This is a genomic window from Pseudomonas sp. Z4-20 (genome assembly GCF_051131955.1).
In the GTDB taxonomy this organism is placed as follows: domain Bacteria; phylum Pseudomonadota; class Gammaproteobacteria; order Pseudomonadales; family Pseudomonadaceae; genus Aquipseudomonas; species Aquipseudomonas marvdashtae.
This window is the reverse complement of the sequence record NZ_CP071641.1, coordinates 1,136,981-1,155,036: the sequence shown is the minus strand read 5'-3', so window position 1 is coordinate 1,155,036 and position 18,056 is coordinate 1,136,981. Positions and strand designations below refer to the sequence as shown.

The 18,056-nt window shown below is 59.5% G+C and carries 15 protein-coding genes; 6 read left to right on the top strand and 9 right to left on the bottom strand.

Annotated elements, in window-relative coordinates; all coding sequences use genetic code 11:
• Positions 1–45: 45 nt before the first annotated feature.
• A complete protein-coding gene (locus J3P82_RS05415) occupies positions 46–1,182 on the bottom strand; it encodes an acyl-CoA dehydrogenase family protein (RefSeq protein WP_434561321.1) in 1,137 nt (378 codons plus the stop codon).
• A 243-nt stretch (positions 1,183–1,425) separates the two neighbouring features.
• On the opposite strand from J3P82_RS05415, the gene J3P82_RS05410 reads away from it, so the two are divergent.
• From J3P82_RS05410 to J3P82_RS05390, 5 genes are all read left to right on the top strand, one after another.
• The gene (locus J3P82_RS05410) at positions 1,426–2,322 is read left to right on the top strand and encodes a GlxA family transcriptional regulator (protein ID WP_434563710.1); all 897 of its coding nucleotides are present in this window, start codon (positions 1,426–1,428) and stop codon (positions 2,320–2,322) included.
• 259 nt (positions 2,323–2,581) lie between these two features.
• Positions 2,582–4,528, top strand: coding sequence for a flavin monoamine oxidase family protein (locus tag J3P82_RS05405; protein WP_434563708.1), 1,947 nt, complete (start codon positions 2,582–2,584; stop codon positions 4,526–4,528).
• Between the two features lie 185 nt (positions 4,529–4,713).
• Positions 4,714–5,601 (top strand): nitrilase family protein, encoded by an 888-nt coding sequence (locus J3P82_RS05400; protein ID WP_434561319.1) that lies wholly within the window; start codon positions 4,714–4,716, stop codon positions 5,599–5,601.
• Positions 5,602–5,616: 15 nt separating this feature from the next.
• Positions 5,617–6,834 carry a hypothetical protein gene (locus tag J3P82_RS05395; RefSeq protein WP_434561317.1) on the top strand — a complete coding sequence of 406 codons (1,218 nt, stop codon included), beginning with the start codon at positions 5,617–5,619 and terminating at the stop codon, positions 6,832–6,834.
• 76 nt (positions 6,835–6,910) lie between these two features.
• Positions 6,911–7,900: an asparaginase gene (locus J3P82_RS05390; RefSeq protein WP_434561315.1), complete on the top strand. Its 990-nt coding sequence runs from the start codon at positions 6,911–6,913 to the stop codon at positions 7,898–7,900.
• Between the two features lie 214 nt (positions 7,901–8,114).
• Here J3P82_RS05390 and zapE read toward each other — a convergent pair whose 3' ends face one another.
• The 3 genes from zapE to J3P82_RS05375 all read right to left on the bottom strand — a co-directional run bounded on the left by zapE (position 8,115) and on the right by J3P82_RS05375 (position 11,321).
• Positions 8,115–9,209 (bottom strand): cell division protein ZapE, encoded by a 1,095-nt coding sequence (gene zapE, locus J3P82_RS05385; RefSeq protein ID WP_186638274.1) that lies wholly within the window; start codon positions 9,207–9,209, stop codon positions 8,115–8,117.
• 101 nt (positions 9,210–9,310) lie between these two features.
• The gene (locus J3P82_RS05380; RefSeq protein ID WP_434561313.1) at positions 9,311–10,666 is read right to left on the bottom strand and encodes a tryptophan--tRNA ligase; all 1,356 of its coding nucleotides are present in this window, start codon (positions 10,664–10,666) and stop codon (positions 9,311–9,313) included.
• A 25-nt stretch (positions 10,667–10,691) separates the two neighbouring features.
• Complete coding sequence (locus J3P82_RS05375) at positions 10,692–11,321, bottom strand: alpha/beta hydrolase (RefSeq protein ID WP_434563706.1); 630 nt, start codon at positions 11,319–11,321, stop codon at positions 10,692–10,694.
• Between the two features lie 148 nt (positions 11,322–11,469).
• Between J3P82_RS05375 and J3P82_RS05370 the strand changes: the two genes are divergently transcribed.
• On the top strand, positions 11,470–11,907 hold the full coding sequence (locus J3P82_RS05370; RefSeq protein WP_186638269.1) for a ZapG family protein: 438 nt from the start codon (positions 11,470–11,472) through the stop codon (positions 11,905–11,907).
• A 254-nt stretch (positions 11,908–12,161) separates the two neighbouring features.
• On the opposite strand, the gene J3P82_RS05365 is transcribed toward J3P82_RS05370, so the two are convergent.
• The 5 genes from J3P82_RS05365 to doeA form a co-directional block, all read right to left on the bottom strand.
• The gene (locus tag J3P82_RS05365; protein ID WP_434561311.1) at positions 12,162–13,547 is read right to left on the bottom strand and encodes an aspartate aminotransferase family protein; all 1,386 of its coding nucleotides are present in this window, start codon (positions 13,545–13,547) and stop codon (positions 12,162–12,164) included.
• Entirely contained in the window at positions 13,544–15,031 is a 1,488-nt protein-coding gene (locus tag J3P82_RS05360; RefSeq protein ID WP_434561309.1) for an NAD-dependent succinate-semialdehyde dehydrogenase, read from the bottom strand. The genes J3P82_RS05365 and J3P82_RS05360 overlap by 4 nt, the downstream gene beginning before the upstream one ends.
• A gap of 130 nt (positions 15,032–15,161) precedes the next feature.
• Positions 15,162–15,641, bottom strand: coding sequence for an Lrp/AsnC family transcriptional regulator (locus tag J3P82_RS05355; protein ID WP_434561307.1), 480 nt, complete (start codon positions 15,639–15,641; stop codon positions 15,162–15,164).
• A 190-nt stretch (positions 15,642–15,831) separates the two neighbouring features.
• Positions 15,832–16,845 carry a N(2)-acetyl-L-2,4-diaminobutanoate deacetylase DoeB gene (doeB, locus tag J3P82_RS05350; protein WP_434561305.1) on the bottom strand — a complete coding sequence of 338 codons (1,014 nt, stop codon included), beginning with the start codon at positions 16,843–16,845 and terminating at the stop codon, positions 15,832–15,834.
• Between the two features lie 3 nt (positions 16,846–16,848).
• Complete coding sequence (doeA, locus tag J3P82_RS05345; RefSeq protein WP_434561303.1) at positions 16,849–18,039, bottom strand: ectoine hydrolase DoeA; 1,191 nt, start codon at positions 18,037–18,039, stop codon at positions 16,849–16,851.
• Positions 18,040–18,056 lie beyond the last annotated feature (17 nt).

Genomic DNA, 18,056 nt, shown 5'->3' with positions numbered 1-18,056 from the left:
CCCTTGCACCGATCCCACGCCGAGCGTGGGATCGGTCACGCTGCATCACAGCGACCGCGCAATGATCTCCTTCATGATTTCGTTGGTCCCGGCATAGATCCGCTGCACCCGCGCATCGGCCCATGCCCGGGCAACCGGGTATTCCCACATGAAGCCGTAGCCGCCATGCAACTGCACGCATTCGTCGAGCACCTTGCATTGCAGGTCGGTGCCCCAGTATTTCGCCATCGCCGCGGTCGGCACGTCGAGCTTGCCTTGCAGGTGCAGTTCCAGGCAGCGATCGACAAAGACCCGGCCGATCTGGATCTCGGTGGCCATTTCCGCCAGTTTGAAACGGGTATTCTGGAAATCCGCGATGGATTTACCGAACGCCTTGCGATCACGGGTGTAGTCCAGCGTCCACTGCAGCGCTGCTTCGGCCGACGCCAGGCCACCGATGGCGACGGTCAGGCGCTCCTGGGGCAACTCTTGCATCAGGTAGGCAAACCCCATTCCCGCCTGCCCCAATAGATTTTCCTTCGGTACGCGGACATCCTGGAAGAACAGTTCGGAGGTGTCCTGGGCCTTCATGCCGACTTTTTCCAGGCGCTTGCCTTTCTCGAAGCCGGGCGTGCCCGCCTCCACGAGGAACAGGCTGGTGCCCTTGGCCCCCGCTTTCGGGTCGGTCTTGGCGACGACAATGACCAGGTCAGCCAGGAAGCCATTAGTGATGAACGTTTTGGAGCCGTTGATGACATATTCATCGCCATCCAGCACCGCCGAGGTCTTTACACCTTGCAAGTCAGAGCCCGCGCCTGGCTCGGTCATGGCGATAGCCGTGACCATTTCGCCAGACACCAGTTTTGGCAGGTATTTGTGCTTCAGCGCCTCGCTTCCGTAATGCAGGATGTACGGCGCGACGATATCGGAGTGCAGCGAGAAGCCGATCCCGGTCAGCCCCAGGCGCCCGACTTCCTCGATCACCACCGTACTGTAGAGAAAGTCCGCGTCCAGTCCACCGTAGGCCTGCGGCAGATGCGAGCAGAGCATCCCGGCCTCCCCCGCCTTGTTCCACAGCTGACGGTCGATGTGCCCCTGCTTTTCCCACTGACTGTGGTACGGCACCGCTTCTTTTTCAAGAAAGCTTCGTACCGTGTCTCGAAACAGTTCGTGCTCGGGACTGAACAGGGTTCTTGGGATCATGGGGCACCTATGGTTATTGTTCGATGGGCTATCCAAAAGAGCCTAAGCCTGCGGCTCGCAACAGGACACTGGACACATCCGACAAAAAATAAGACGATCCAGCCGTTTGGTGACCACTATCCCCTATAAAAATAAAGATTAATTATGTCCATGCACGGCTCCACGCCCTTGCGGCGCGTCAGCATCCTGGCAACCGACCGGGTTTTCGCTTCTACTCTCATGCAGGCCAAGGATTTTTTCCACCTGGCCAGCCTGCGTTATGGCAAACAACTGGGCCACGGCCTGACGCCGGCATTCGAAACCCGGCTGGTCAGCCCCGATGGCAAACCGGTGAACAGCTTCAGCGATGTGATCATGCCGGTGGACGGTGGCCTGGAAAATACCGACGTCATCATCCTGCCGGCCTTTTGGGATGACTTCGCTGGCCTCTGCCAACGTTATCCCCAGGTCTTGCCCTGGCTGCGCGAACAACACGCTTGCGGCGCAGTACTCTGCGGCGAAGCCACTGGGGTGTTCTGGCTGGCCGAGGCTGGGCTGCTCGATGGCAAGGAAGCCACCACCTACTGGCGTTTCTTCAATGCCTTCAAGGAACGCTTCCCCCAGGTGCACCTGAACCAGGACAAGCATCTGACCGACGCCGACAACCTGTTCTGCGCCGGCGGCACCACGTCGGCGTGCGACCTTTACATCTATCTGATCGAACGCTTCTGCGGCGCCAACATCGCCCAGGCCGTGGCACGGGATATCCTCTATGAAGTGCAGCGCAGCTATTCGCCCGGACGCATCGGCTTCGGCGGGCAGAAACTGCACCAGGACGTGATCATCCTGCAGATCCAGCAATGGCTCGAAGAGCACTTCGCCGACAAGTTCCGCTTCGAGGACGTCGCCCGCGAGCATGGCATGAGCATCCGCAATTTCATGCGCCGCTTCCAGACCGCCACGGGCGACAAGCCATTGCACTACTTGCAACGGCTGCGGATCGAAACCGCCAAGGGCCTGCTGTCCGGCAGCCGCAAGAGCATCAAGACCATCAGCTACGAAGTCGGCTACGACGATGCGAGCTTTTTCGCACGGTTGTTCCGACAGCATACCGACCTGTCACCGAACCAGTATCGGCAGCAGTTTCAGCAGGCGGCGTAGGTGGAAGGGCTTGGCACCGATCCACTGTGGGAGCTTGCTCGCGATGGCGGTGGTTCAGCAGCATGGACGTTGGCTGGCAGGACGCTATCGCGAGCAAGCTCGCTCCCACAATGTGTGCATGGAAAGGTCGCACCCTCTTGCACATTCCTACATAAAAAGCGGAATGCAGAGCGCCCCAGCGCTGGATTTCGCTCACATACACCACCGCATGAACGCCGCACCATCGCTCCCTGAACAACATCATCAGGGAAGAGCAACAATGACTATCGGATCAAGCTACAACTACCCCGCCTCCGCCGCCAAGGAAGTCGCTCGAACCAAGCGCTCGGCTGGCAACAAATGGGCGGTTCGCTTTCCAAACCCACCCGATTTGTGCTTCGACTATAGGGCGTTGGTCGAGCAGAAAAATGGCATCGCCAAGGCCACTGATCCACAACACAAAATTTGCATCATAGGCGCCGGCATCACCGGATTGACTGCCGCCAGAGAGCTTTATCGTTGCGGATTCACCCATATAACCTTAATAGAGCAATCCAAGCGCATAGGCGGCAGGCACCTGACCGTACCCGGAAGCAAACACTCCACCGCGAGCCATACCCCCTTTGAGATGGGCGCGATGCGCATGCCTTTCTTTAACCGGACGGGTGAGCCGCCGACAGAAGGGCGGTCGATGTTGGCTTATTACGCAAAAACGTTTGATTTATCGACTTCGGACTTCGCCAATCCAGGAAGCCAATGGGTCCGCTCGACGGGTATTTACCTGCGCGAGGGCAGCATTGGCGGCGAATCGACTCCGCAAATGCAAATCTGGAAAAATGACGACGGCCATACACCACCTCCCGGCAGAGAATTGCAAAAGGTCTATTCCAAGTGGAAAACCTTTGCCGACCGTATGACTCGACACGTCGCGGAGGTTTACGCCAGCGATGGGTGGGAAACCATGTGGGCCGCTATTGTTTCAAGATACGAGAGCGTTTCGTTTCGTGACTTGGTGACTATGCCGGCCTTAAAAACCTGGAATGAACGCTCACCGGGGGACTTTGGCGGGATGGGAATGTCCCTGGAAGAGTCCGCGATTTTCTATGCGATTGGCATAGGCGATGGTAGCTGGGGTGCCTTCTATGACGTCTGCTCGCTTTATCCCCTGCGTACCGCTATCTTCGGATTCAGCAGCCACCTGCAGCTGATTCATGGTCGGGTGGATTCGACGGGGGACCCGCTCGCTTCGCCCTACCTGCATAGCGAAGCCGTGTTTGACTCGAAGGGCCTGATTTTCGACAGCCCCCGCTACATCGGGCTAGGGGCGTTGAACGAGTGCCTGTTATTCATGAAAACCGATGAAACTCGAAAGTCTTTTTATGAACACTGCCTCGAAGGAAACGACGGTCTGCTTACAGATTCATCCGTAACAAAACTGGTAAAACTGGCGAACCAAAAGACGCGCGTCCACTTCGACTGGAAATACAGCCAGCCCGAACAGACCCAACACCGTTTCGAGGATTTCGACTCAGTCATCATGACGCTGCCCTCGTGGCTGATTGAAACTCGTATCGAGCTTGAAAACTTCACCCCGAAAATGCTCCCCTTCGAGACAATCAATGCCTATAAAACAGCTCATTGGGAGACCAGTTGCAAGGTCTTTGCGCCATTGAAAAAGTCATTCCTTTCGAAAAACAGCAAAATTCCACAGGCCATCGTCACCGACAGCTTCATTCACGACGTCTACACCTATCGCTACAACGACCACTACAGCTATGACTGCATTCTGCTGAGCTATACGTGGGAAGACGATGCCACCAAACTCGCGTCATTCAGCGACAAGGAGCTTATCAGCAAGTGCGCCAGGGAGCTGGATCGAATACTCATGAAATGTACCAATATCCAAGAGAGGATTTCGCCCTACATCGGACTCGACCAAGCCGTGGTCCAACGGTGGATAACCGATAAAAACTCGCTGGGTTGTGCAAAGTTATACCGACCAGGTACCTACTGCGACGCTGTGAGCCTGATGAAGTACAACAGGGATTTTGGCCATCATTCGGGCCTGTATTTTTCCGGAGAATCGTTTTCCGTGGACGCTGGTTGGACAGAACCTTGCTTTCGAGGCGCCGTCGATGCCGTCATCCACATCTGCGACAAAACCGCTGCGATCTTCAATGGCGGATTCTCCCTGAACGACTACCCGCACTATAAGCTTGGAACCTGATCCTGGTCCGCTTAGCGCCATGCACGTTTGTGCATGGCGCTGCCGATTCACCAATCCTTTCAATTATCGTCTTCAGAAGCTGCCTACAACCTGTACGGAAACGGCCGACTTACATCCCTGCCTGTTTAGCCTCTCATATACACGCCATTACACAGCGTGAATAACAATAAAAAGAGGTTACCCCAATGAGCGAGCCAACCAGCCCTGTTCGTGTCGCCGTCGTGCAATTCGACCCACAGGTAGGCATCACCAATCGAGAAACCAATCTGCATCGCAGCCTCGCACTGGCGCAGAAAGCGGTCGACGGCGGTGCCAATCTCATCGTCCTGCCCGAACTATCGAATACTGGCTATTTCTTCCACAACCGACAGGACGCGTTTGAACACGCCGAGTCGATCCCCGACGGGCAAAGCGTGCAGGCCTGGATGGACTTCGCCCGCCAGTACCAGATCTACCTGGTAGCCGGTTTGACGGAGCGCGAAGGCATGCGGCTCTTCAACACTGGCGTCCTGGTGGGGCCTGACGGCTTCATCGGCAAATACCGAAAGACACATCTGTGGAATCTGGAAAAACTCTGGTTCACGCCAGGTGATTTGGGCTTTCCAGTGTTTGAAACACCTATAGGTCGCATCGGGTTGTTGATCTGTTGGGACATCTGGTTTCCGGAAGTGCCGCGAATTCTCAGCCAGCAAGGCGCAGACATCATATGCAGCTTGAACAATTGGGTCTGGACGCCACCGCCTCTGTTTGATGATGCCGGCAAATGCATGGCGTCCTACCTGACGATGACAGCCGCTCACGTGAACAATGTATTTATCGCAGCGGCAAGTCGCATAGGGGAAGAGCGAGGTGCTCGCTACCTAGGCTGTTCGCTAATCGCGGGCACCAACGGTTGGCCGATTGGCGCGGTGGCTTCCGCTGACCAGCAAGAAGTCCTGTTTGCCGATATCGACCTGACCAGCTCCCGTAGCGCGGCCATCTGGAACGACTTGAATGATCTACACCGCGATCGTCGATCTGACCTATACGATCAGATGCTCGGTTATACCCAGCACCCTTGTCTGCCGCGTTGATAAGGGAGCGACCCGATGGAAACTGCAAGCGAAAAGCTCGAACAACCCCAGCAGACTGCAAGATCACCACTGGACGTTGCCATCGTTTTGCTGATGCTCGGCACTATAACGCTGGTCATCTGGCTTTCATTCACCCACAGCGCTTCCTGGCCCGCCCATTGGCCAGACTACAGCCACATGGTATCGAACCTGCCACAGCCCACTGCCTGGTTACGCTGGGTATTGGGAGATATCAGCGAGGTGGCCTTCTACAAGCATGAGTTCGCCTCTATTGGATTACTAGCCGGGGCCTACCTAGCGTACCGGGCCAATCGGACCGGAAAAGCCTGGCAAGGTTTTTCCATCTGCTATGGCAGCGGCCTGTGGCCGTGGCTGGTCACCAGCTCATTGCTGGGGCTCTTGCTGAGTAACCTTTTGTGGGGCTGGACAGTGACAGCCACGACTTGGCAGCCCACATTTGCGGCTTTCGTTTCATTGCCAGCGGCGATGGTGCTGATGTTTGGCGGCGGCTGGAAGATCGCGATCAATGGCGCAATCATGGGTGCCCTGCTGGTTACCCCTGCGTGTCTAGTGATCGTCAACTACGTCTGCAATCCGCTCGGCTTGCCCGTCGTGATTGGCAATGTCTCGGGAATGGCCGTCGCCAGCGTCATTGCCTTCCTGCTCTGTCGCTACGTGCCAAGCCTTATGCAGTCACAGGCTCAAGCAGAGTCGTCGGAATCAGAACCACAACCAGCCCTCACCCTCACCAAGAAGCCTGACTACGGTGTCGTCTGGAGCTTACGCCGGGTCTTGGCGGACTTTTCGGAGGCGCCATTTTTCGGCAATGAGTGGGCCAGCCTCGGCCTGATAGTGGGTGCGTTACTGGCTTATAGCTTGAACCCTATGAGCCCTGCCTACGGCTCGGGCTTGCTCCTTCAACTGATCGGTGCCCAAGCATTGACCTCGGCTCTGGGCGTGATCATCTGGCGTCGACAATGGATGCTACGCGGGTGGTACCCCACCTACATACCGTTGGTATCCGTCGTACCGGCGGCGGTTTTGACCTACGGCGGCAGTTGGCTGGTCATTGCTTCAAGCGCTTTGCTAGGCGCATTGATTGCGCCGCCGCTGGCGTGCGCAATTGCCAAACGGTTACCCGCTGACATGCATGCCTACATCGCCAATGTCCTGTCCATGGCCATCAGCACCCTGCTAATCGTTCCGTTTATCGGATCTCTGATGATCAGCTGAGCCTTCCATCCCATGGCTGTATTGCGGCCCCTGAGGCGCGTACAGCCAATTCCTATTAAAAAGCGAGGTGATCCACATGGACTTGCCCAAACTGGCCATCGCGTCACTCGGCGGCACCGTAAGCATGCAGGCCCGGGCTGCCGGAGAAGGAGTGATCCCGACCATCAGTGGCGCAACCCTGCTGGCTTCGGTGCCGGAACTGACGAAGCTGGCACGCATTACTGTTGAAACACTGGGGATGTTGCCCAGCGCTTCATTGGATTTCGAGTTTTTATTGAGCGTTCTCCGCTGGGCGAACTATCAGATACAGCAAGGTGCGGTGGGTATTGTCATCACACAAGGTACGGATACGTTGGAAGAAACTGCGGCTTTTTTCGACCTGCTGTGGGACCACGACGAACCACTGGTTCTGACGGGAGCAATGCGCTCGGCGACCCAGGCAGGCGCCGATGGGCCGGGAAATCTGTTGGACGCCTGCCGGGTTGGCCTGGCCAGAAGCAGCCGGCAGCGTGGCGTCCAAGTGGTCATGAACGGGCAGATTCATTTGGCGCAGGCTGTTCGCAAAACCGATGCGATGGCAATGCAGGCTTTTTCTTCGCCTATTGTGGGCCCAAGCGGTCTGTTATTGGAAAGCAGCGTTCACTACTTGCATCCCACGCTGCAACGCAACGTTTTGCCGTTACCGAAGCAAACGACACAGAAAGTTGCCTTGCTACAAGCGTCACTGTCTGCCGACACCCAATTGTTGGAAAACATCGTCACGCTGGGCTACGACGGGTTAGTGATCGCTGGTTTCGGTGCAGGACATCTTTCTGAAAGCTGGACAGCGTTGGTTGATGTCATTGCCAAAAAAATCCCGGTCATTATTGCAACTCGCTGCGGCTCAGGATCCACGGCTCGTTCAACTTACGGGTTCAAGGGTGGCGAGATGGATTTGATTCGCAGAGGCGCATCGATGGCTGGCTTTTTCTGCCCACGCAAAGCCAGGATTCTCCTGTGGCTGCTGATTGGTTGCCAGAGACAGGATGATTTGGCTCGTTATCTGAAAGAGGACATCCGGTTTTAGTAGCTTTGAGACTTACCGATTCATTGCGGCGTTAGCCCGGAGGCCTGGCACCGATCCACTGTGGGAGCGAGCTTGCTCGCGATGGCGGTGGTTCAGCAGCATGGACGTTGGCTGGCAGGACGCTATCGCGAGCAAGCTCGCTCCCACAGGGTCCGGTGGGGAATCAATAAATAAAAAGGCCTGCAATCGCAGGCCTTTTCTATTCTCCGAATCCCTACGGCTTATGCGCCCGCGACAAGAATTCGTGGGATTGCATTTCCAGCAAACGGCTCAGGGTCCGCTGGAATTCGAACGTCAGGCGACCGCCGGTGTAGAGGTCCTTGAGCTCGACTTCAGCCGAGATGATCAGCTTCACGTTACGGTCGTAGAACTCGTCGACCATGTTGATGAACCGGCGGGCGATGTCATCGGTGGTGACGCTCATCTGCTCGACGCCGCTGATCAGCACGGCGTGGAAGATCTTGCCCAGCTCGATGTAGTCGTTCTGGCTGCGGGGACCGTCGCAGAGTTCGCGGAAGTCGAACCAGGCGACGTCATCACACGTGCGGATGGCGCGGATCTCACGGTTTTCGATGATCAGCACATCGTTCTCGACCGCCTGGGTGCATTCCGGCGTCAAGGCACGGAAGCTCTTGCGCAGGCTTTCTTCGGCGGCAGCGTCCAACGGAAAGTGGAACAGCTCCGCTTGCTCGAGATGACGGAGGCGATAATCCACGCCGCTGTCGACGTTGACGACTTCGGTGTGCTCCTTGATCAGCTTGATCGCTGGCAGGAAGCGCGCCCGTTGCAGGCCATCCTTGTACAGGCCGTCTGGCACGATGTTCGAGGTGGCGACCAGGGTCACGCCGTTCTTGAACAGTTCTTCCATCAGCGTGCCAAGAATCATCGCGTCGGTGATGTCGGACACGAAAAACTCATCAAAGCAGATCACCCGCGTTTCGTCGGAAAAACGCTTGGCGATGAGGGTCAGCGGGTTCTTTTCGCCACCCAGGGTCTTCATTTCTTCGTGCACGCGCTTCATGAAGCGGTGGAAGTGCGTCCGGGTCTTTTCCTTGAACGGCAGCGCTTCGAAGAAGGTGTCCACCAGGTAGGTCTTGCCACGGCCTACGCCGCCCCAGAAGTACAGGCCCTTGACCGGCGCCTGGTCTTTTTTGCCGAACAGTTTGCCCAAAAAGCCCGGCTTGTTGTTCGAAGCGGCAATCAAGTCGTCGTACAGGCGCTGCAAGTGCCGCACGGCCGTTTCCTGCGCTGCGTCGTGGAAGAACTCCGGGCGTTTCAAATCAGCTTGATATCGTTCTAGGGGCGTCATATTCGTTAGCAAGGCAACAAAAACGGGCCGTCACTGTAGCGACGGCCCGGGAGAATGGCAATCGGCCCTTTTCCGGACCGATGGTCGGATATTGCCTGGGATCAGTCCTGCGTAGGCGTCAGGGCGACACGCAGGGCGTCGATCGCCGCATCCCGGGCGCTGCTGTCGGCGAAAACCGGGCTGTTGGCCACGCATTCGCCGTCGAGCCAGACACTGAAACTGAGGTCGTCGCTGCGTACGTCCAGCGGCTGGCCGGCTTGCAGCTGCTTGGTCGCCTGGCCTGCGATCTTGCCGTCAGCAAAATTGCTCGAGAGCAACAATTGCTCGCCATCGGCCGACAGCAGGCGGAAGCGGAAACTGCCGTCGTCTTCGCGGAAGCTGACGAAGCGTGCCGCCTTGGCCGCTTTCTTTTTGGCCTGGGGCGCTACCTGGACCTGGCTGACGAACGAACGCAGGCCAACGGCTTCGCGCAGTTCGTTGAGGAACGGCGTTGCCACGGCCCGGGCTTTGCTCGCGCCCAGTTGCAGGATGTCTTCAAGGTCCGATGGACGCTCGATGAACTGGTGATAACGCTCGCGCGCTTCACCCAGCTCGCTGTCGAGCAACTGGAACAGGCGGTTCTTGGCTTCTCCCCAACCCAGGCCTTGCAGCAGTTCGCTGCGGAACTCGGCAGACTGTTCAGCCGTGGCGAAGGCCTGGAACAGCGTGAACAGATGCGAATTGTCCGGATCCTTGGCTTCGCCCGGCGCGCGGGAGTCGGTGACGATCCGCGAGATCGCGTCCTTCATGTCCTTGGCGCTGCTGAACAACGGGATGGTGTTGTCGTAGCTCTTGGACATTTTGCGACCGTCGAGGCCTGGCAGCGTGGCAACGCTTTCTTCGATCAGCGCCTCGGGCATGGTGAAAAATTCCTTGCCCTGGCCGAACAGGTGGTTGAAACGCTGGCCGATGTCGCGGGCCATTTCCACGTGCTGGATCTGGTCACGACCGACCGGCACCTTGTGGGCGTTGAACATCAGGATGTCGGCGGCCATCAGGATCGGGTAGCTGTAGAGGCCCATGGTGACGCCGGCGTCCGGGTCTTCGCCGGTCTCGACATTCTTGTCCACCGACGCCTTGTAGGCATGGGCACGGTTGAGCAGGCCCTTGGCGGCGACGCAGGTCAGCAGCCAGGTCAGTTCCGGAATCTCCGGAATATCGGACTGGCGATAAAACGTCACCCGGTCCACGTCCAGGCCACCGGCCAGCCAGGTGGCGGCGATTTCCAGGCGCGAACGCTGGATGCGCAGCGGGTCGTCGCATTTGATCAGGGCGTGATAATCGGCCAGGAAGTAGAACGAATCGGCATTGCTGTCGCGGCTGGCGAGGATCGCCGGACGGATGGCGCCGGCATAGTTGCCCAGGTGCGGGGTGCCGGTGGTGGTGATGCCGGTCAGGATACGGGTACGCGTCGTCATGGGTTTATCGCTTGTCAGACTGCTGTCAATTCGAGAGGCGCGGCAGGAGCAGATCCTTGAGATCGGTCAGCTTGCCATGAAAAAAGTGTCCGCATTCTGCCACTTTCAGCAGCTCATGGGGGCGCTGCAGCGTGTCGGACCATTCGTAGACAAGCCGGGGATCGACGACTTCATCGGTTTCAGGCTGGATCACCGTCAACTCACCACCCGTCGGCAGGGGCGATTGTTCATTCAGGCGCATCACGGCAGGTGCGACCATGAACAGGTGCTTGAGCGCCTGGCCCTGGACTTCCAGGCGACCGCCGAGGGTGGCGGCGACAAAACCGCCGAATGAGAAACCGAACAGCGTCAGGGGCAGATCCGGGTGCTTTTCCAGCAACCAGGCGGCCGCGGCCTGGGCGTCGTCCACTTCGCCGGTGCCCATATCGTGACTGCCGGCACTGGCGCCAACGCCGCGATAATTGAAACGCAACGTAACCAGGCCGGCGTCGCGTGCGGTACGTTGCAGGGTCGAGACCACCTTGTTGAGCATGGTCCCGCCCTGCACCGGGTTCGGGTGGCAGATCAGCGCCAGGCCACGGGGCGCTTCGCTGTCCAGGTACAAGGCTTCCAGTTGGCCCACAGGGCCATCGATGAATACAGGGGTTTCGCGCATAAGCAAGGGAAAGAACTCCGTGACCCCAAATAGGGTCGACTCGTCTAGCTAAAAGTCTGTGCCTGGCATGATTGCGATGTTCTTCGCGGTATACAGCGCAGGTCCGAGCCGTTAACGTAAAGCAAAGCCGTTTATAGAGGAAGGACTCGTGGAACACTCGCTCTTAGTTTGGCTGTTGCCGACTCTTGCCCTGGTTGCCGGTGTCGCCATTGGATTCCTGGTTGCCCGACTGCTGCCCAACGCGGTGCCCAACAGCACGCAGCGTCAGCTGGACGACATTCAGGAACGTTTCGACAGTTACCAGAATGAAGTGGTCACTCACTTCAACAGCACCGCGTCTCTGGTGAAGAAACTCACCCAGAGCTACCAGGACGTCCAGGATCATCTGTCCGAAGGCGCCAACCGCCTGGCCCTGGACGAACAGACTCGCCAACGCCTGCTGGCCGCCCTGCAAGCCGATGCGGCGCAGACGCCACGGGAACGCCTGACCCCACCAAAAGGGATCCAGGAACCGCCACGGGACTACGCCCCCAAGGCGCCGAATTCACCCGGCATGCTCGATGAGCATTACGGTTTGAAGAAGTAATTTCCAAGCGACACCCAAAAGCCCGCCCGATCACCTGATCGGGCGGGCTTTTTATTGGTTCTATTTTCTCACTTCAATTTGATTCCCCCGTGGCGAGGGAGCTTGCTCCCGCTGGGCTGCGCAGCAGCCCTATAGCAGCGAACACAATTTTCCTGGCACACCGAGTTGCCTGGTTTTGGGGCCGCTTCGCGGCCCAGCGGGAGCAAGCTCCCTCGCCACGGGATACAGGTTTCCTGAAGAATGATTCACTCCGCTTACGCCAACACTTCGCTGGCCACCTGGTCGATAGCCCCCTTGGTGATGTCGACAATCAGGTCAGCCTCCTCGCGGGTCAGGATCAGCGGAGGGGCGAAGCCCAGGATGTCGCCGTGGGGCATCGCACGGGCGATCATGCCGCGCTCCAGGCAGGCGGCTGAAACCTTCGGGCCGACTTTCAGCGCCGGGTCGAACGCCGTACGCTGGTCACGATCGGCCATGAACTCCACCGCCGCCAGCATGCCGTCACCGCGCACTTCGCCCACCAGCGGATGACCTTCGAGGGCTTCGCGCAAACGACGGTTGAGATAACCACCGACGTCCTCGGCGTTGGCCGTGAGGTTTTCCCTTTCGAGGATATCCAGGTTGGCCAAGGCCGCCGCCGCGCAGATCGGGTGTCCGGAGTAAGTCCAGCCATGGCCCATCGCACCTTCGGCCTGGGAGGCTTTTTCGATCACGCTCCAGACTTTTTCGCCGATGATCACCGCCGACAACGGTGCATAAGCACTGGTCAGCCCCTTGGCGGTGGTGATCAGGTCCGGCTTCATGCCGTAGCGCTGGCTGCCCATTTTCGAACCGAGGCGGCCAAACGCGCAGACCACTTCGTCGGCGATCAGCAGCACGTCGTACTTGTCCAGCACGGCCTGGATCGCATCCCAATAACCCGCCGGCGGAACGATGATGCCGCCGGTGCCCATCACCGGTTCGCCGATGAACGCCGCGACAGTGTCCGGACCTTCGGCGAGGATCATTTTTTCCAGCTCATCGGCGCAATAGCGCACAAAGTTCGCTTCGTCCATGCCCGCCGGGGCCTTGCGATACCAATGCGGACATACTGTGTGCTTGACGCCTTCGGCCGGCAGGTCGAAATGTTGGTGAAAGGCCGGTAGCCCGGTCAGGCTGCCGGTCATGATGCCCGAGCCGTGGTAGCCACGGTCACGGGAGATGATTTTCTTCTTCTGCGGCCGACCCAGGACGTTGTTGTAGTAACGCACCAGTTTGATTTGGGTTTCGTTGGCGTCTGAGCCGGACAACCCGTAGTAGACCTTCTCCATGCCCGTCGGCGCCCAATCCATGATGCGACTGGACAGTTCGATGATCGCCTCGCTCGAATGGCCAACATAGGTGTGGTAATAGGCCAGTTCCTTGGCTTGCTTGTAGATGGCGTCCGCCACTTCGGTACGGCCGTAACCGATATTCACGCAATAGAGCCCGGCGAAAGCGTCGATGAAATCACGCCCTTCATGGTCACGAATGCGAATGCCCGACGCACTCTTGATGATCCGGCCCTTGAGCGCGCCGCTGGCGTGGTCGTGGGCGTGGGTCGAGGGGTGCATGAAATGCGCACGGTCTTGTTCGAACAGCGTGTTGAGTTCTTGGCTCATGCGGGCTCTCCTGGGAACTGGCCTTGATGGTGCAGGCAAAAATATTTGGTTTCGACAAAGGGCTCAAAGCCCTCGCTGCCGCCCTCGCGGCCGAGGCCCGAGGCCTTCATGCCACCGAAGGGAATCGGGTGGCCGGTGAACTTGACGCCGTTGACCGCGACCATGGCGTGGTCGAGACGGCGAATCAGCGGATAAATGACGTCCAGGCGGTTCGAGCAAATATAGGCCGCCAGGCCGTACTCGGTGTCGTTGGCCATTTCGATGGCCTCGTCCAGGGTATCGAACGGCATCACCCCGGCGATGGGCGCGAAGTTTTCCTCGCGGTAGATACGCATCTGCGGCGTGACATCGGCCAGCACGGTCGGTTGATAGAACAACCCACCCAGAGCATGAGCCTCTCCGCCCACCAGGCGTTGAGCGCCGAGGGCCAGCGCATCGGCGACACGCTCAGCAGTCCCATCGAACGCCGCCTGGTGCATCAACGGCCCGACATCCACGCCCTGCTCTTGTTGATCGACCATGGCCGGCCCGACCCGCAAGGCACGGACAGCTTCGGCGAAACGGGCAAGAAATGCCTGATAGACCGGACGCTGCACCATGATCCGATTGGCCGCGCAGCAATCCTGGCCCGACGTCTGGAACTTCGCGTCGACGGCGACTTTCACCGCTAGCGCCAAATCGGCGTCGGCACAGACAATGAACGGCGCGTTACCGCCCAACTCCAGCGCGACTTTTTTCACGTCATGAGCCGCCGCTTGCAGGACCAATTTGCCCACCCGGGTCGAGCCGGTGAAACTTACCGAGCGCACGCGACGGTCCTTGACCAGGGTTTCCATGACCATTTGCGGTTCGCCCAAGACCACGTTGAAGACCCCGGCGGGAAAGCCTGCTTCCTCGGCCAGTTGCGCCAAGGCCAGGGCCGAGTAAGGCGTTTCATGTGCCGGCTTGACCACCACGGTGCAGCCGGCAGCCAGTGCGGCGGCAGCCTTACGGGTGATCATCGCCGAGGGGAAATTCCACGGCGTAAGCAGCGCGCAAACGCCCACCGGTTCCTTGACCGTGCCCAAGTGCGCGCCGGCGATATGGCTGGGGATGTTCTGCCCGTACAGGCGTCGGGCCTCTTCGGCGAACCACGGGATGAAGCTGGCGGCATAGGCGATTTCACCACGGGACTCGGCCAACGGCTTGCCCTGCTCCAGACTGAGAATGCGCGCCAGGTCTTCACTGTGCTCGTTAATCAACGCCGCCCAACGTCGCAGGATCGCGCCACGAGCCTCCAGGCTCTGCTCGCGCCATGCCGGGAAGGCGCGATGCGCCGCGTCCACCGTCGCGATGATCTGTGGCTGATCGAGCATCGGCACATGGCCGATCACCGTGCGCGTGGCAGGATTGCGCACCGCGATGCTCTGGCCGCTGTCGCTATGGACCCAATGGCCATCTATGTAGCAGAGCGCCTTGAACAGCAGCGGGTGTTGATAAGTCATGACGTTCACTCCAGACCGTGTGCGTGAATCCATGCTAGGGCAGCTAGGCCTGGGTCATTGCCCGTTTGCCAGGGGCCAAACCCTGGTTTTTTTCCGAAAAAGCCAGGTGGGAAGGTGTTTTCTGTGGTGCTCAGCAGGACTGCGCCAGCTCCGCCGGCAAGGCACCGGCAGCCTTGATGGTCTTGGTGACGATGTAGGTAAAGTAGCGCTCGATGCCGAGGTCTTCGAGCAGCAGTTGATCGACGAAACGCTGGTAGGCATCGACGTCCGGCGCCTGGATCATCGCCAGGTAATCCACACCGCCGCCGGTGGCGTAACAGAACGCCACTTCCGGCGCGGCGATCATGCGTTGTTCGAAACGGCGCATGTCCTGGGCGGTGTGTCGGGCCAGGGTGATTTCCACCAGCACTTGCTGGCGCTTGAACACCGCGCCCCAATCGATCTGCGCCCGGTAGCCAATGATCAGCCCCGCCGCTTCCAGCTTGCGCACCCGCTCCCAGGCCGGCGTCACCGACAGGTTGATGGCCTCGGCCAGGCTCGACTTGGTGATGCGCCCGTTCTCGGCGAGGATCTGCAGGATCTTCAGGTCGTAGCGATCGAGCTTGTGCATGGCCGGGGCTCTCCAGAGAATTCAGACATCACACCGCTCCCTGTGGCGAGGGAGCTTGCTCCCGCTGGGCCGCGCAGCGGCCCCAATGTCAGAGTCGCGATGGCTCAGGCCAAAAAGCAACGACTGCTTCGCAGCCGAGCGGGAGCAAGCTCCCTCGCCACGAGGTGGTGTGTCAATTGAGGGGGCGGTGTCAAGCCAACACATCCGCAATCACCACCATCGTATCGCCACACTGCACCAGCCCGGGAAAGTGCCGGGCCGCCAGCAGGCCGCTGCGGGTGGCGCGGTATTCGACCGGGGCGACGCCGCTGCGGGTAGCGTCGTAGATACGCGCGACCACCTCGCCGCAGGTCACGTTTTCGCCGAGGTCGCGGCACATTTCCAGCAAGCCGTCGTGCTCGCTGGCGATGAAGCAACTGGCGTCCGGCATGTCGAGCATCAGCGACGGTTGCAACTCGATCGCGCCCCGCAGGATGCCGGCGTGGATCAACAGGTTGCGTACCCCGCGCTCGGCGATCGCCACGCTGCGCGCGGTCGACGAACCGCCGCCGCCCAGCTCGGTAGTAACAAACACCTTGCCCTGGGACTCGGCCGCGGTGTCGTACATCGACCCGGCGTCCAGTTCCAGCATGCGCATGCAATAGGGCGCATTGAACGCCAGCATCGCGGCCTCGCAGCGCGCCTGCTGCGTTTTGTCAGGCAGCACATGGCAGGCGGCAAACGGTAGGAAATCCAGGGTCCGGCCGCCGGAATGAATGTCGAGGACAATGTCTGCCAAAGGCAACAAGGTGCGATTGAAATAGTCGGCGATTTTCTCGGTGACGGTGCCGTCCGGCCTGCCGGGGAAGCTGCGATTCAGGTTGCCTTTGTCGATGGGCGAGGTCCGACGCCCGGCATGAAACGCCGGGGTGTTCATGAACGGTACGATGATCACCCGCCCGCTGACGTCTTCGGCGTTCAACTGTTGCGCCAGCTTGCTCAGGGCCACCGGTCCTTCGTATTCATCGCCGTGGTTGCCACCGCTGAGCAGCGCCGTCGGGCCGCTGCCGCGCTGGATCACGGTGATGGGGATCATCACCGCGCCCCAGGCCGAATCGTCCCGCGAATATGGCAGCTTGAGAAAGCCGTGCTGCACGCCCTCGCGGCTGAAGTCGACCGTGGCGCTGATGGGGTTGCTGATGGGATTGATGGACAAGTCGGGCATGGCTCAATCCTTCACGAACAGTTGACGAGGCACGTTGCACAGCGTCTCGACGCCGGTCTCGGTGATCAGGATGCTTTCGGTGATTTCCAGGCCCCAGTCGTCCATCCACAGCCCCGGCATAAAGTGAAAGGTCATGCCCGGCTGCAACACGCTGTTGTCGCCGGGACGCAGGCTCATGGTGCGCTCGCCCCAATCCGGTGGATAACTGATCCCGATGGGATAGCCGCAACGGCTGTCCTTATGGATACCGAATTTCTCCAGCACCTTGAAAAACGCCACGGCGATGTCGCCAGTGGTGTTGCCTGGCTTGGCCGCGTCCAGGCCGGCGGCGATGCCCTCGACCACGGCTTTTTCGCCGTCGAGGAAATGTTGCGGCGGCTTGCCCAGGTAGATGGTCCGCGACAGCGGGCAGTGGTAACGCTTGTAGCAACCGGCGATTTCAAAAAAGGTGCCGGCGCCCTTCTCGAACGGTGAGTCGTCCCAGGTCAGGTGCGGCGCGCTGGCATCGGCGCCGGTGGGCAACAGAGGCACGATGGCCGGGTAGTCGCCGCCATGGCCGTCGGCGCCGAGGATGCCGCTGCTGTAGATCTCGGCCACCAGTTCGTTCTTGCGCATGCCCGGCTCGATGCGTTCGAGGATCCGGCTGTGCATGTTCTCGACGATCCGCGCGGCGATGCGCATGTAGGCGATTTCCTGCGGTGACTTGACCGCCCGCTGCCAATTCACCAGGCCGACCGCGTCCACCAGTTTGGCCTCGGGCAGGTGCTTTTGCAGCGACAGGTACGCGGCGGCGCTGAAGTAGTAGTTGTCCATCTCCACACCGATGCTCAGCGCGCCCCAGCCACGGGCGATGATTACCTCGCGGGACAAGTAGTCCATCGGGTGGCGCTCGCGGGACTGCACGTAAATGTCGGGATAGCCGACGATGTTGTCGGCCTGCATGAACACCGTACGCTTGGCGCCGTTGGCATCCTGGCCGCGACCGAACCACACGGGCTCGCCGTCCAGCGCCAGCAACACGCACTGGTGCACATAGAAGGACCACCCGTCATAGCCGGTGAGCCAGGCCATGTTCGATGGATCGGTGACCACCAGCAGCTCCAGGCCCTGGGCCTGCATGGCGGCCCGAACCTTCGCCAGGCGCTGGGCGTATTCCTCCCGCTTAAACGGAAGATTGACGACTATCTCTGACATCCATCTGCCCTCGAATC